At 40.2% G+C, this 13,362-nt stretch carries 14 protein-coding genes; 11 read left to right on the top strand and 3 right to left on the bottom strand.

Annotated features, from left to right (window positions below; genetic code table 11):
* The first annotated feature begins 1 nt into the window (after position 1).
* Both EKQ44_RS04495 and EKQ44_RS04490 read left to right on the top strand, forming a co-directional pair.
* Positions 2 to 1,297 (top strand): FAD-dependent oxidoreductase, encoded by a 1,296-nt coding sequence (locus tag EKQ44_RS04495; protein WP_237662346.1) that lies wholly within the window; start codon positions 2 to 4, stop codon positions 1,295 to 1,297.
* Positions 1,279 to 1,593: a ferredoxin family protein gene (locus EKQ44_RS04490; RefSeq protein WP_148986245.1), complete on the top strand. Its 315-nt coding sequence runs from the start codon at positions 1,279 to 1,281 to the stop codon at positions 1,591 to 1,593. Before EKQ44_RS04495 ends, EKQ44_RS04490 begins: the two co-directional genes overlap by 19 nt.
* A 137-nt stretch (positions 1,594 to 1,730) precedes the next feature.
* Here EKQ44_RS04490 and EKQ44_RS04485 read toward each other — a convergent pair whose 3' ends face one another.
* Together EKQ44_RS04485 and EKQ44_RS04480 are read right to left on the bottom strand one after the other, a co-directional pair.
* Entirely contained in the window at positions 1,731 to 2,069 is a 339-nt protein-coding gene (locus EKQ44_RS04485; RefSeq protein ID WP_237662345.1) for a hypothetical protein, read from the bottom strand.
* A 323-nt stretch (positions 2,070 to 2,392) separates the two neighbouring features.
* A complete protein-coding gene (locus EKQ44_RS04480) occupies positions 2,393 to 2,680 on the bottom strand; it encodes a hypothetical protein (RefSeq protein ID WP_237662344.1) in 288 nt (95 codons plus the stop codon).
* A gap of 109 nt (positions 2,681 to 2,789) precedes the next feature.
* On the opposite strand from EKQ44_RS04480, the gene EKQ44_RS04475 reads away from it, so the two are divergent.
* The 3 genes from EKQ44_RS04475 (at position 2,790) to dat (ending at position 5,437) form a co-directional block, all read left to right on the top strand.
* Complete coding sequence (locus tag EKQ44_RS04475; RefSeq protein WP_237662343.1) at positions 2,790 to 3,695, top strand: DUF899 family protein; 906 nt, start codon at positions 2,790 to 2,792, stop codon at positions 3,693 to 3,695.
* 97 nt (positions 3,696 to 3,792) lie between these two features.
* Positions 3,793 to 4,557, top strand: a complete 765-nt coding sequence (locus EKQ44_RS04470; protein WP_237662342.1) for an exodeoxyribonuclease III — start codon at positions 3,793 to 3,795, stop codon at positions 4,555 to 4,557.
* 19 nt (positions 4,558 to 4,576) lie between these two features.
* The gene (gene dat / locus EKQ44_RS04465; RefSeq protein ID WP_237662341.1) at positions 4,577 to 5,437 is read left to right on the top strand and encodes a D-amino-acid transaminase; all 861 of its coding nucleotides are present in this window, start codon (positions 4,577 to 4,579) and stop codon (positions 5,435 to 5,437) included.
* 20 nt (positions 5,438 to 5,457) lie between these two features.
* Here the strand turns inward: dat and EKQ44_RS04460 are convergent, their stop codons facing one another.
* The gene (locus EKQ44_RS04460; protein WP_237662340.1) at positions 5,458 to 6,213 is read right to left on the bottom strand and encodes a helix-turn-helix domain-containing protein; all 756 of its coding nucleotides are present in this window, start codon (positions 6,211 to 6,213) and stop codon (positions 5,458 to 5,460) included.
* 187 nt (positions 6,214 to 6,400) lie between these two features.
* Here EKQ44_RS04460 and EKQ44_RS04455 point away from each other — a divergent pair, with 187 nt between their 5' ends.
* The 6 genes from EKQ44_RS04455 to EKQ44_RS04430 all read left to right on the top strand — a co-directional run bounded on the left by EKQ44_RS04455 (position 6,401) and on the right by EKQ44_RS04430 (position 12,980).
* On the top strand, positions 6,401 to 7,678 hold the full coding sequence (locus EKQ44_RS04455; RefSeq protein WP_237662339.1) for a hypothetical protein: 1,278 nt from the start codon (positions 6,401 to 6,403) through the stop codon (positions 7,676 to 7,678).
* 255 nt (positions 7,679 to 7,933) lie between these two features.
* A complete protein-coding gene (locus tag EKQ44_RS04450; protein WP_237662338.1) occupies positions 7,934 to 9,163 on the top strand; it encodes an aminopeptidase in 1,230 nt (409 codons plus the stop codon).
* Between the two features lie 103 nt (positions 9,164 to 9,266).
* Positions 9,267 to 9,359: a YjcZ family sporulation protein gene (locus EKQ44_RS04445; RefSeq protein WP_230501511.1), complete on the top strand. Its 93-nt coding sequence runs from the start codon at positions 9,267 to 9,269 to the stop codon at positions 9,357 to 9,359.
* Positions 9,360 to 9,443: 84 nt separating this feature from the next.
* Positions 9,444 to 10,667 carry an NADH:flavin oxidoreductase/NADH oxidase family protein gene (locus EKQ44_RS04440; RefSeq protein WP_237662337.1) on the top strand — a complete coding sequence of 408 codons (1,224 nt, stop codon included), beginning with the start codon at positions 9,444 to 9,446 and terminating at the stop codon, positions 10,665 to 10,667.
* 122 nt (positions 10,668 to 10,789) lie between these two features.
* Positions 10,790 to 11,959, top strand: coding sequence for a M20 family metallopeptidase (locus EKQ44_RS04435; protein ID WP_237662336.1), 1,170 nt, complete (start codon positions 10,790 to 10,792; stop codon positions 11,957 to 11,959).
* 16 nt (positions 11,960 to 11,975) lie between these two features.
* Positions 11,976 to 12,980 (top strand): LLM class flavin-dependent oxidoreductase, encoded by a 1,005-nt coding sequence (locus tag EKQ44_RS04430; protein WP_237662335.1) that lies wholly within the window; start codon positions 11,976 to 11,978, stop codon positions 12,978 to 12,980.
* The last annotated feature ends 382 nt before the right edge of the window (positions 12,981 to 13,362 follow it).

The raw sequence follows: 13,362 nt of genomic DNA, 5'->3' as shown, positions 1-13,362 counted from the left end.
TATGCCGGAAAAGTTTGATTGTATCGTAGTTGGTGCGGGGCCTGCGGGTATCTCTTGTGCATATGAACTCGCTAAGGGCGGTGCGAATGTTCTTTTGTTGGAAAGAGGGGAATACCCCGGGTCTAAAAATGTAATGGGCGGAGTGTTATACAGAAAGATGATGGAGGACATTATTCCTGATTTTCATAAAGAAGCACCGCTTGAAAGGCCCATTGTCGAGCAGCGCTTTATGATGATGGACAAGGAATCAGCCGTTACATTCGGTTACAAAGGCCTCGAGTGGGCCCAGGAACCTTATAATAATTTCACCGTCCTAAGGGCGAAATTTGATCAATGGTTTGCAGGGAAAGCCGTGGAACAGGGGGCATTACTTGTCAATGAAACGGTCGTTCTGGAGTGTATCGTTGAAAACGGAAAAGTGGTGGGGGTAAGGACAGATAGGCCAGACGGTGAGGTCTATGCGGACGTAGTGGTCCTTGCTGATGGTGTGAATTCCTTACTCGGTAAATCGCTTGGTTTCCACAAAGAATACCGGCCTGATGAAGTAGCCCTTGCCACAATGGAAATCATTAAACTGGACAGTAAAGTGATTGAGGATCGTTTTAATTTGGAAAAGAACCAAGGTTGTACCATTGAGCTTTTGGGGGATGCCACGAGAGGCATTCTTGGTACAGGATTTCTCTACACAAATAAAGACACGTTAAGTATCGGGGTCGGAACACTTCTATCCGGATTAATTGAGCATAAAATAAGACCATATGAGCTTTTAGAATATGTGAAAACACATCCAATGGTCCGACCGTATCTTGCTGGCGGCGAACCTGTTGAGTACTTGGCTCATCTAATTCCTGAGGGTGGTCTGAAATCAATGGGGCGTATTGTGGCAGACGGGGTATTAGTGGTAGGGGATGCGGCACAGCTGGTGAATGCCATCCACCGCGAAGGATCAAATCTTGCCATGACCTCCGGAAGGCTGGCGGCCGCCACTATTCTTGAAGCCATGTCTATAGGGGATTTCTCCGAACGGACGCTGGATCAATACAGGGTCAATCTCATGAAGAGCTTTGTCGGGCAGGATATGAAAAAATACAAGGATTCCACCCATCACTTTAATAAGTTTCCACAATACTTCGACCAGTATATCCCAATGGTCAACCGTGCAGCCAGCCAGATGTTTACGGTTGACGGTAAATCCAAATGGGAGAAGCAGAAGAAGATATGGAAGGATCTTGGCTCACCAAAAGAAAAACTCAAACTAGCCCGAGATGCATACCGGGCATGGAAGGTGATGAAATAATGAGTGAACAGAAAAAGGGTCAGTCTATCGAAGAAAAACAATACCTTGTTCGTTTCAACGCCGATACCAAATCTCATTTGACCGTGATGGATGAAGACATTTGTTTGACTAAATGTCCCGACAAGATTTGTACTATTTTCTGCCCGGCGGAAATTTACAAATGGGAAAACATCAGAATGCATGTAGGTTATGAGGGTTGTCATGAGTGTGGAAGCTGCAGGATTGGTTGTCCTCATCAGAATATCAAATGGGAATATCCAAAAGGCGGTCATGGAATTGTGTTCCGTTTAGCTTAAGAGTCTATCGCATTAGCGGTGGGCTTTTTTTTGAATGTAGAGGAAGGAGGGAAGCTCGGAGCATCATATGTATATTCTTTCACAAACGTTTGCAAAAAGAAAAACAGAGCGTTTTTCTTTTTTTACACTTTTCTTTCCTAACCAGCAATAGTATATAGTTGACCGTCACTTGCAATCCGTTCCACTTCAGAGGTGTAGTCAATGGCCTCCTCAATGGATAGGAAGAAGGAAGAAACATACAGTGGATGTTTATAGTCGAAGCCTCCACCTATTTCTGCCGGGAACACAACCACTTGCCAATGGTAATAATCTTCTCCCGTCCCCATTGCTCTGCCTTCAAGGGCAATCAACCAATGACTGTAATTGTCACAGCACTCAAAGTCTGTCACTTTCTCTAGAAAGATCAGAAGATCATCCTTATTGATCGGTACCAATGACTTTGGATAAAATTCTCCGTAATTCGGAGCTTCTCTCATAAACATCTCTCCTTCACATGAAATGTGGGTAAGTAGTAGTTGTATTATTATATGAAGGACCACCTTAAATATTTTGTGTTTTTTGAAAATTTAATTTTATTTCATACTAAAGGCCAGGTCCCATGTGTGGAACCCGGCCTTTCCTAATCATTTATCTATGGTGAAAGAAATCACTGAATGCTTTCACGAACTCAATCCCTTGAAATAATAAGAGACTAATAGAAGTGAACGAAAAAAAGCTGATGGCTATGATGCGTACCCATAACATGATGACATTCCTCCTTCATTATAATTCGAATAAGAATGAGGCAGATCATCAAGCATCAAATATAACTACCCTGGTAAAAAACAGTCACAAGGTGGAAGTTTAATTTAATAATTGATTGTTCGGGAATAAGTAAGGTGAGGCTGTTTTTATCATTTATACCGTCAGATACTATCCCAGTAATGCTCTCGTCATCGGGATTTTTATCCAAAGGGGCATTCTCCAGCTCGAAATAAAAGGATTTCTCATAATTAGCTAGAATACTATTGGGAGTGGAATGATCCAGATTAAAAAAGACAGTCATTAGGAAAATAGCAACCGGTAAAACTATTCTAAATAAATACATTCGATCCCTCCCAGTCAAACATAATGTTATTAACATATTAAATGATTCACAAGGTAAAGAACAGTGAATGTTTTTGACAAATTTCTTCTATAAACAAGGAGTGGGCGTATTGAACCAAACGGAAATGTTAACAGAAATTCAACAGCTTGAGAAGGAAATTTTTGAAAAGAAAAAGCAATTGGCGGAAATGAAACGCAATATAGAGAAAGAGAAAGTCGAAAATTATATTTTCTCTTCTTTTCAAAATGATAAGGTAAGCTTGGCAGAGTTATTTGAGGATAAAAGTGAATTGTTTGTAGTCCACAATATGGGGAAAAGCTGTTCCTATTGCACGATGTGGGCAGATGGATTTAATAGTGTATACCATCATATACGCAGGAAGGCTGCGTTTGTCATATCGTCTCCGGATGAGCCAGAAGTACAAGAGAACTTCGCAGCAGAAAGAAGCTGGAACTTCCCAGTCGTATCCACTAGGGACACAACTTTTAAAGAAGACATGGGATTTGTGGTGAATGGTGGCTATTATCCTGGGGTTACCGTCTTTACAAAAGATGATAAGGGAGAGATATATCGTCATTCAAGCGCTTTTTTCGGACCAGGAGATGATTTTTGTTCGGTATGGCCCTTATTTGATCTACTACCTTCCGGATATGAAGATTATAGACCAAGTAAGAAAATCAATGACCGTTCCCCTTATCAGTTGACTAATAACATAGCAATACAAGTAAAAGATTATGAGAATGCTATTGAATTTTATCATCAAATCCTTGGGATGAAACCAGAAAAAAGTACAGATTCTGAAACTCTGTTTTCTATCAATGGCACGAATTTATATGTTGAGAATTATAAGGAAAGTAATGATCAATCCGTATTTTTCGAATTCGCTGTTGAAAATATGGAAGATGCTAAGAGAGTCTTAAGTTCAAATAACTGCATCATTACGAAAGAGAATAGCGAGAACAGTATTATGGTAAGTGACGCTTATGGATTGAAATTCCATCTATTTCAAGTGTAATGACCAAGCTTGGGATCGCTTTTCTTTTTGAAAAGCGGTTCTTTTTGATATACTGGGCTAAATATAGTAATAGTTTAGAAGGGAATTACATGCACCTATGAAATTAGTATCTTGGAATGTAAATGGTATTAGAGCTTGTGTTAAGAAAGGATTCATGGATTACTTTAATGAAATGGATGCGGATATTTTCTGCATTCAGGAAACAAAGCTTCAAGAAGGGCAAATCGATTTAGATACCCCTGGGTATTACCAATATTGGAACTATGCGATCAAAAAAGGATATTCTGGCACAGCTGTTTTCACTAAAGTAAAACCTTTACAAGTGAGCTATGGTTTGGATGAGGAAAAGGCTGAGGAGTGTGAACCGGAAGGAAGGATACTCACACTTGAGTATGAGGATTTTTTTCTGGTAAATGTGTACACCCCGAATTCTCAGCGTGATTTGGCCAGGCTTCCTTTCAGATTGGATTGGGAAGACCGCTTTTTAGCTTACATAAAAATGCTGGATCAGGAGAAGTCCGTTATTGTATGCGGCGACCTAAACGTAGCGCACACGGAAATTGACTTAAAAAACCCTAAATCTAACCGCAACAATTCTGGCTTTACGGAAGAAGAGAGAGGGAAGATGACCAGATTGCTAGGAGAAGGTTTTACGGATACATTCCGCCATTTTTACCCTGAAACCACTGAAAAATATACATGGTGGTCGTATATGAATAAGGTTCGCGAAAGAAATATAGGGTGGCGAATTGATTATTTCATCGTATCCGATAAGTTAAAGGAATCATTAAAGGACGCTGAAATTCACGCTGATATTATGGGAAGCGACCATTGCCCTGTGGTACTTGTATTGAATAAATAACACATGTGGAGGTACTGAAATGAAAGTATTGATGAATGATGAGATAATCAACAGAAGTGAAGCGAAGGTGGACATTGAGGACAGAGGGTATCAATTCGGGGACGGGGTCTATGAGGTCGTTAATATATACGAAGGAATTCCTTTTACTCTAAAAGAACATATTGCAAGATTGTATAGAAGTTCAATGGAAATAGGCATCCAACTTACAGAGCAACCAGAACAGCTTTGTAACAGGTTGCTTGAACTAATTAAAGCTAATAGCATGACAAATGGGGGACTTTATCTCCAAATTTCAAGAGGAGTCTCTAACAGGACACACCATTATGATCAAACACTAACTCCCCAATTTGTTGCATATCCTCTCCCTTACAAAAGTGTACTGGATGCGCAAACTAATGGAGTAGAGGCCATAACGGCAGAAGACTTACGATGGCTTCGATGTGATATTAAAAGCCTCAACTTACTCTACAATATCATGGTCAAGCAAAAAGCAAGCGAGGCGGGGGCATTTGAGTCCATTTTAATCAGAGATGGGATAGTTACGGAAGGTTCATCATCCAATATATTCATCGTCAAAGACGGGATTCTCCAGACCCACCCAGCCAATAACTTGATTTTGAACGGGATTACGAGAACGAAGCTGTTAGAAATTATGAATAAGAACGGGTGGAAATATAAACTAGAACCATTCTATAAAGAGGATTTGATGGAGGCAGATGAAGTATTTCTTACATCAACAACAAGTGAAGTCATGCCTATCATCAAAATCGATGGCATCACATTTTCACAAGCAAAGCCAGGCCCATTTACTCGAAAATTCCAAACAGCCTTCCGGGAAGCAGTAAAATCTGAAACCAAAAGCACCACAGAAAAAGCATAGAGTCCAATCTCTATGCTTTTTTATGTCTTCTTTACTTGTGAAGGAGGTATACCCATCCATTTTTTAAACATCCTATTAAAATAAGACTGATCACAATAACCTAAATGCTCTGAAATTTCCTTGATCGTCATCTTCGTTGTACTAATTAAATTCCAAGCATTGTTAATGCGAGTCTGATGAAGATACTGGATAGGGGTAATACTTAACACCTCTTTAAACAACACTGTTACATAATTGGGGGTCACCCCAATTAAATCTGCCAATTCCTCTATGGTAATGTTCCGTCGATAATGCTGAAGAATATATTCTTGCATCTCTCGGACAGAAGATTCTTTTACAGGGGAAGTATGCCATTCTGCTTTCTCCTGTGCGATCATGATTAGGAGTTCCAATAAGATATTCTGAGACAACTCTTCGTGCAAAACCCTTTTACTAAGCCACTGCTCATTTAAAAAAGTCAGTCGTTGTTCATAATAAGCAGACTTGCGTGGTTTGAATGAGACAATCTCATTTTCTATAAAATTTTGATAGGCTGTCTCACTCTTCTCAAAAACGACGGTATATTTACGATGTTCCTCGTCTTTATCGTTTTTCCATGACCTAGAATACATAGAGGGAATGAATAAAAGGTCTCCTTTGGTCAATTGCATAACCCTATCTTCTACCTGGTAATGAACTTTTCCTTCTGTCACATAAACAAGCGTGTCTAAACCTTTTGCTTTCTCTACGTCCCAATGTGGGGAAATGTCATAGAAAACCCCATGAATAATGGGCATCACACTCTCACCTTTCTATTAAAATCGATGAATTATCCAACTAGTGAAGTTTTGTCTATTTTCACAGAACAATAAATTTTGTATGATAATTATATCATTTCCAGTAACAAATAAGATCAGACAAATAATACATATGCATGAAATATACAAGATTCTTCCCATTAACTGGATGAAAGGGGCAAAAGAGATGCCAACCAACGAATATAAAAATCTACCAACTAAAGTAAAAGAGTTTTTTGATCGTCAATTTTTTGATTCCTATGCACTATATGAAGCTTCGCGAAATCAACGAACAGGTTTATATGCAGACGGGTATATGACACTTGGACAAAATCCTGATTTCCGCTCCTCCATAGCTGCCACTGGTGTCGGTCTGATTAGCCTCGCTATTGCAGATCTAGAAGGTTGGGATGATAATGCAGGTTCTAAGGCATTAATAACCTTACAAGGGGTATCAGGGGAAATAGAGGGATGCCAGGTTGCCAGAGATGATAAATCGGGTTTCTTTGCACATTTTGTTGATATGGAAACAGGGGAAAACTTGAATTCAGAGTTCTCTACAATTGATACGACACTTCTCCTAACGGGTGCGCTATTCGCTGGAAATCATTTTGCTGAAAAAGAGCCAAGGATCCTGGAGATGGCCGAAAAACTTCTTTACTCTATTGATTGGAGTATCGTGGTTGCAGATAAAGATAAAGGTGTCATTAACATGATATCAAAGGACGGGGAAGGGATTGCCCCACTACCGGCCTTCAATGAATATGTAATGGTCTCTTACCTTGCTCTACTAGGAAATTCTCAGGACAAGAACATCCAGGCACTTTGGTTGAACAATTTTGCAGAGGATAAAATGAAGGAACTTCCCCAAGAAAAGTTCCGTGGGCTAGCCGTTCTAAACGATCATCCCGGGGCGTTTTTATCATCCTTTGTTCATCAGTTTCCATATTATTTAGTTCCAGAATATGCAGAGAGTACAACTTATCTGGAGTTCTATAAAAATGCATGTCTTGCTGACAGAATGAAATGGAAAGAGCTTGAGGATGTACCATCTTATATCTGGGGGTATGGTGCAGGTCCGAACGATGGCCTATTCGGTGGATATCATGCTGACAGAATTAATGATGCTCCACATAATATTGCTTCGTCCTATATTATTGGGGGGTACCTACCTGTTTATCCTGCAGGAATTTATGATTTATACGCACAATATTCTTTGCACATCCCTTATGATATGTATGCTAACCCAGAGGATAAAGAAGACGAAGAGAAATTCAAAGCTGCTTACAAGTACGGATTACACCGTATATCCTGGTGGCATCTTGAACAACCAAACCGCTGGTATCCAACGAAAGTAACCCTAATCGACTGGAGCAGCATGTTATATGGCCTAGCCGCATTCAAACACGGCATGACACTATTCAGTTCAAACCTACCTAGAGTAAATGAGGTTTTGAATAGGTGAAGTCTTTTTCGGTAATCAACAGCGGTGTCTAAGCTACATTTAAATTTATTGAATTTTTCAGTAGCGTACAACGAAGTGAGGAGGCTCCCGAACCGCCCGCGGAAAGCGAAGCACCTGGAACGGAGATTAACAGTAAGCGTAGCCCTAAGGCAGGACCAACATTGGTTCCTGCCTTTTTGCTTTAGAAAACTAGACAAATCCTAGTGAACATGATATTTTTTGGGAACATAGGAAAATTCTTAGGGGGGATACATAATGAGCAATCTTCACACAACCATGGAAAAATACGCTGAACTTACTGTTAAAGTCGGAGTTAATATTCAAAAAGGTCAAACACTAATTGTAAACGCTGACATCGCAACAGCACCATTCGTTAGACTTGTTACAAAAAAAGCATATGAAGCAGGAGCAAAATTAGTTCAAATTGAATGGTCTGATGAGCAAGTAACAAGAATCCGTTATGATAAAGCACCGGACGAGTCATTTGGATACTTCCCTAAATGGAGAGCAGAAATGCTTGAGAAAGCATTTGGAGAAGGAGCAGCAATGCTTGCTATTACCTCAGTTAATCCAGATTTACTAAAAGGTGTAGATGCTTCTAAAATTGCAACCTTACAAAAAGCAGCAGGTGAAGCAACCAAAGGCTATCGCAATATGGTCATGGCTGATAAAATTAGCTGGTCTATCGTGGCTGTTCCATCTAAAGGCTGGTCCGCAAAAGTATTCCCTGAGCTACCAGAACAAGAACAAGAAGAAAAGTTATGGGAAGCTATTTTCCATGCAACAAGAGCAAATCTTGAGAATCCAGTCCAAGCTTGGATGGACCATAAGGAAAAACTTAGTGAGAAAGTGGAGTTCCTAAACAACAAAAAGTTTAAATCTCTTCTTTACAAAGCTGAAGGTACTGACTTAACGATTGAGTTAGCTGAAAAGCATATTTGGATTGGACCTGAAAGCATTAACGAAAATGGGGTCGCCTTTATAGCCAACATGCCAACAGAGGAAGTCTTCACCACTCCACTTAAAACAGGAGTTAATGGCACGGTGAGGAGCTCCAAACCACTAAACTATGGCGGAAACATGATTGATAACTTTTCCATCACTTTTGAAAATGGAAAAATTGTTTCCTTTGAAGCAGAAGAAGGTTATGAAACGCTTCAAAAACTGATTGAAACAGATGAGGGTTCACAATATTTAGGAGAAGTAGCACTTGTACCACATGACTCTCCTATTTCTAATACCAATCTTATTTTCTATAACACGTTGTTTGATGAGAATGCATCGCACCACTTGGCAATTGGAAATGCCTATTCTTTCGCCCTTGAAGGTGGCAAGCAAATGTCAGAAGATGAACTTGAAGCAGCAGGTGCGAATTCGAGCATAACCCATGTTGATTTTATGATCGGATCCAGTGACATGGATATTGACGGGATTACAATTGATGGAGAAAGAGTACCGTTGTTCCGCCAAGGTAATTGGGCATAATCCCCCACAGAACATTTCTAGCTTAAAAAACATTCCTTAGCCTATACGTAGGACAAGTATCATGCATAGATTGTATTGTAGTCTACATGAAGGAGGGAATTGTATGTCAGGTGGAAGTTATGGTGGAGGATTTGCGCTGATTGTAGTGCTTTTCATTATTTTGATTATCGCAGGTGCAGGGGCGTTAAGATACTAAATTAACAAAAAAAGCGAGTGGTTGGAGTGACTTCCAACCATTTTTTCATATCCATTTAACGACAAGCATAGGGGAGATGTATGAATGACACAGCTACATGATAAGTTGTTGCTGCCGAATGGGGTAGAAATTAAAAACAGATTTTTTAAAGCAGCGATGAGCGAAGGAATGGCTGATGAATACAATCGACCGACAAAAAAACTCGTTCGTCTATATGAAACATGGGCAGAAAGTGAAGCAGGTATTGTGGTGACAGGTAATGTCATGGTCGATAAACGTGCACTTGGTGAACCTCGAAACGTCGTAGTGGAAAATGAAAAAGACCTAGATTTGTTAAAGTTGTGGGCAAAGGCAGGTACAAAGAATGGAACCCAATTATGGATGCAAATAAATCATCCAGGCAAACAAGTATTCAAAGGAATCGTAAAAGAAGCGGTGGCACCGTCTCAAGTGGAGTTTGAACCAAAACTTCAACGTTACTTCCCCGTAGCGAGGGAGCTGCAAGAAAAAGAGATAATAGACATAATCCAACGTTTTGCCCATACAGCTACTATTGCCAAGAAAGCTGGATTTACGGGGGTTCAGCTCCATGGTGCCCACGGTTATCTCATCAGTCAGTTTTTATCACCCAGACACAATAAGAGGACAGACAAGTGGGGCGGTTCACTCGAAAACAGGATGAGATTTCTGTTGGAGATCTATAGAAAGGTCCGTGAGCAAGTTGGTGAATCTTTCCCAATTGGAGTCAAACTAAATTCAGCAGATTTTATGAAGGCTGGTTTTACAGAGGAAGAAGCACTACAGGTTATTAAAGCATTGGATCACTTGGGAATAGACTTGATTGAAATATCAGGGGGATCCTATGAAAGTCCTCAAATGACAGGGGTAAATGTAAAAAAAAGTACTAAAAAAAGGGAAGCGTACTTTCTTGAATTTGCAACAGAGGCTAGGAAAGTATCAACAGCACCACTTGTGGTAACCGGAGGATTCAGGTCGTTAAGCGGAATGAAGGAAGCAATCATGGAAGGAGCAACATCTATGGTTGGGCTTGCTCGTCCAATGGCTGTGTATCCTTACCTACCCAAAGAATTTCTACATGGTAAGAGGGATTCTATCGAACTAGAACCAAGAAAAACAGGGATAAAACTTGTAGATCAAACCGCCATGTTAGAATTGACTTGGTATAGTAATCAATTGGAACGAATAGGAAAAGGAGAGGCAACAAAACCTGGTCTATCTCCTAAAGTAGCGCTAATGCAGTCATTGTGGAAAAATGGATTAGACGTCTTTCAAATGAGAAGGGTATAATCTTAAAGGAGTTTCCTATAGATAGGAGCTCCCTTTTTTTGAGGCAAAATATTATTATTTGAAGAAACTTCATGTTACTATATTTCCATTCACTAAATAAATTGTTTAAAGGGGATTAATTAATGAAGCAAATCATAACAGATTTCCTTGATTCACATAAAAATGATTTTTTTGAGATTTGTACATATATAGGTGAAAATCCTGAGCTTGGACATGAAGAATTCAAATCAGCCAAAGTCCTTTCAGATAAACTTTCTGAACAAGGGTTTAATGTGGAAATGGGGATTTGTGACCTGCCAACTGCTTTCGAGGCTGTTTATGATAGCGGGAAACCGGGTCCGACCATCGGATTTATGTGTGAATATGACGCACTACCTGAGATCGGACATGCTTGCGGTCATAACTTAATAGGTACAATGGGGATTGCAGCTGGGATTGCCACTAGTAAAGTATTACAAGAAACTGGCGGCAAAGTAATCGTATATGGTACTCCTGCCGAAGAGACCAAGGGCGGCAAGGTGACAATGGCTGAGCAAGGTATCTTTGATAAATTGGATGCAGCGATGATGGTCCATCCATTGCATTCCTATGTTAAGAGTGGCTCCTCGCTTGCGATGGATGCTGTCCAATTTGAATTCTTTGGGAAACCGGCACATGCAGCGGCAAACCCGGAAAAAGGAATTAATGCATTGGATGCTGTGATTCAGACTTTTAACGGCATCAATGCCTTAAGGCAACATGTAACTAGCGATACACGTATTCATGGAATCATTCCTGAAGGCGGCAAAGCTGCAAATGTGGTCCCAGATTATGCTGTTGCTCAATTCTACGTTCGCGCCAAAACACGCAGTTATGTGAATGAATTGGTAGAAAAAGTGAAATCTATAGCTGAAGGCGCAGCATTGATGACAGGTGCAACAATGAAAATGTCCAACTATGAACTATCCTACGATAACATGGTGACCAATGAAACACTTTCAGATATCTTTACAGAACAGCTGATATCGCTTGGAGTGGACTCAGGAGAAATTGATGAAAATAGAGACGGATCTGGCTCCTTAGATATGGGAAATGTAAGTCTAGTAGTTCCGTCCATTCATCCGTATATAAAAATCTGTAATGAGTTGTATAGCTGCCATACTACAGAATTCCGTGATGCAGCATTGAGTGAGCAAGGAAAAGTAGCAATGATCCTTGGTGCAAAAGCAATGGCAACAACTGCTTATGAACTTTTAATCAGACAAGATTTACTTGTGAAAATAAAAGAAGAGTTCGAGAAAGCTCCAAAGTAAGAAAGGAGATTTTATAATGACCGTTCGTAATAGCCAGATACCATTATCTGTTTTGGATTTAGCCCCAATCGTGGAAGGAAGTAATGCTCAAACATCTTTTAAAAATAGTGTGGAACTTGCAAGACATGTGGAAATTCTAGGATTTACCCGCTATTGGCTTGCCGAACACCATAATATGCGAGGTATTGCAAGCTCAGCCACTTCTGTCGTGATCGGGCATATAGCAGGTGCTACAAAATCAATAAGAGTTGGTTCCGGCGGGATTATGCTACCCAACCATGCACCCCTTGTCATAGCAGAACAGTTTGGGACGTTGGAATCCTTGTATCCTGGAAGAATCGACCTCGGCCTTGGCCGCGCACCAGGAAGTGACCAACTGACTGCATCCGCCCTTAGAAGAGAACGCAGAACAGGGGGAGAGGATTTTCCTAATCAGTTAGCGGAATTACGTTCCTATTTTCACCCTGATGGAACCACTAAGGTAAAAGCCGTACCTGGAGAAGGTCTGAATGTTCCCATTTGGTTGCTCGGTTCAAGTGGCTTCAGTGCTAAGCTTTCTGCAGAACAAGGGCTGCCTTTTGCTTTTGCCAGTCATTTTTCACCAGACTATACGCTTCCTGCACTTCAAATCTATCGTAGTTCTTTTAAAGCATCAGAGCATTTGGAGAAGCCATATGCCATGATTGGTGTGAACGTTATTGCTGCGGATAGTGATGAGGATGCGGAATACTTAGCGACATCGATTCAGCAGCAGTTCCTTAATTTGATTCGTGGCAACCCTGGCCAGTTGAAGCCACCAGTGGAAGATATGGACACTCTTTGGAGTGAGTATGAGAAACATGTGGTTGCACAACAATTGAAATATACAGTTACAGGTAATGCAGAAACAGTTAGGAATAAGCTTGCAGCAATTGTGGAAGAAACACAAGCGGATGAACTAATTGTGAATACGCATGTGTATGATCAACAAGCAAGGTTGAAATCATATAAGATTTTGGCTGATACTTGGTTTGGACAATAGAAAGACCTCAACCTCTACTTTTTTAAGTGGAGGTTTTTTGTTTTGGTATCAAGGGGATGGTGAGATTCGTTTTTAATTAGTAATTTTTGTATTAACTTGACGTGGAGTAAAGAGCTCTTACCATAACAACCGAGGTTGTAGACCAGCAGTAGACCAGCAGGAGCCATTATTTGAGGTAGAGATTGTCATTATAAGGTGGATAAAGACAATCTTGTGCGATTTTTGAAGTTGAGATTGTCATCATAAGGTGGATAAAGACAATCTTGTGCGATTTTTGAAGTTGAGATTGTCATCATAAGGTGGATGAAGACAATCTTGAGCGATTTTTGAAGTTGAGATTGTCTTCATAAGGTGGATAAAGACAATCTTGAGTGATTTTTGA

It is taken from the genome of Sutcliffiella horikoshii, assembly GCF_021991925.1.
Classification (GTDB): Bacteria; Bacillota; Bacilli; order Bacillales; family Bacillaceae_I; genus Sutcliffiella_A; species Sutcliffiella_A horikoshii_F.
Note: the sequence above shows the minus strand (reverse complement) of the source record. Positions and strands in the feature narration are given on the sequence as shown.

Excerpts from the sequence above, each read along its gene's own strand:
- EKQ44_RS04480 (WP_237662344.1), bottom strand. The coding sequence starts at position 2,680 with ATGTATTTATTTAGAATAGTTTTACCGGTTGCTATTTTCCTAATGACT.
- dat (WP_237662341.1), top strand. The coding sequence starts at position 4,577 with ATGAAAGTATTGATGAATGATGAGATAATCAACAGAAGTGAAGCGAAG.
- EKQ44_RS04430 (WP_237662335.1), top strand. The coding sequence starts at position 11,976 with ATGACCGTTCGTAATAGCCAGATACCATTATCTGTTTTGGATTTAGCC.
- EKQ44_RS04445 (WP_230501511.1), top strand. The coding sequence starts at position 9,267 with ATGTCAGGTGGAAGTTATGGTGGAGGATTTGCGCTGATTGTAGTGCTT.
- EKQ44_RS04490 (WP_148986245.1), top strand. The coding sequence starts at position 1,279 with ATGGAAGGTGATGAAATAATGAGTGAACAGAAAAAGGGTCAGTCTATC.
- EKQ44_RS04440 (WP_237662337.1), top strand. The coding sequence starts at position 9,444 with ATGACACAGCTACATGATAAGTTGTTGCTGCCGAATGGGGTAGAAATT.
- EKQ44_RS04435 (WP_237662336.1), top strand. The coding sequence starts at position 10,790 with ATGAAGCAAATCATAACAGATTTCCTTGATTCACATAAAAATGATTTT.
- EKQ44_RS04455 (WP_237662339.1), top strand. The coding sequence starts at position 6,401 with ATGCCAACCAACGAATATAAAAATCTACCAACTAAAGTAAAAGAGTTT.
- EKQ44_RS04470 (WP_237662342.1), top strand. The coding sequence starts at position 3,793 with ATGAAATTAGTATCTTGGAATGTAAATGGTATTAGAGCTTGTGTTAAG.
- EKQ44_RS04460 (WP_237662340.1), bottom strand. The coding sequence starts at position 6,213 with ATGCCCATTATTCATGGGGTTTTCTATGACATTTCCCCACATTGGGAC.
- EKQ44_RS04495 (WP_237662346.1), top strand. The coding sequence starts at position 2 with ATGCCGGAAAAGTTTGATTGTATCGTAGTTGGTGCGGGGCCTGCGGGT.
- EKQ44_RS04485 (WP_237662345.1), bottom strand. The coding sequence starts at position 2,069 with ATGAGAGAAGCTCCGAATTACGGAGAATTTTATCCAAAGTCATTGGTA.
- EKQ44_RS04450 (WP_237662338.1), top strand. The coding sequence starts at position 7,934 with ATGAGCAATCTTCACACAACCATGGAAAAATACGCTGAACTTACTGTT.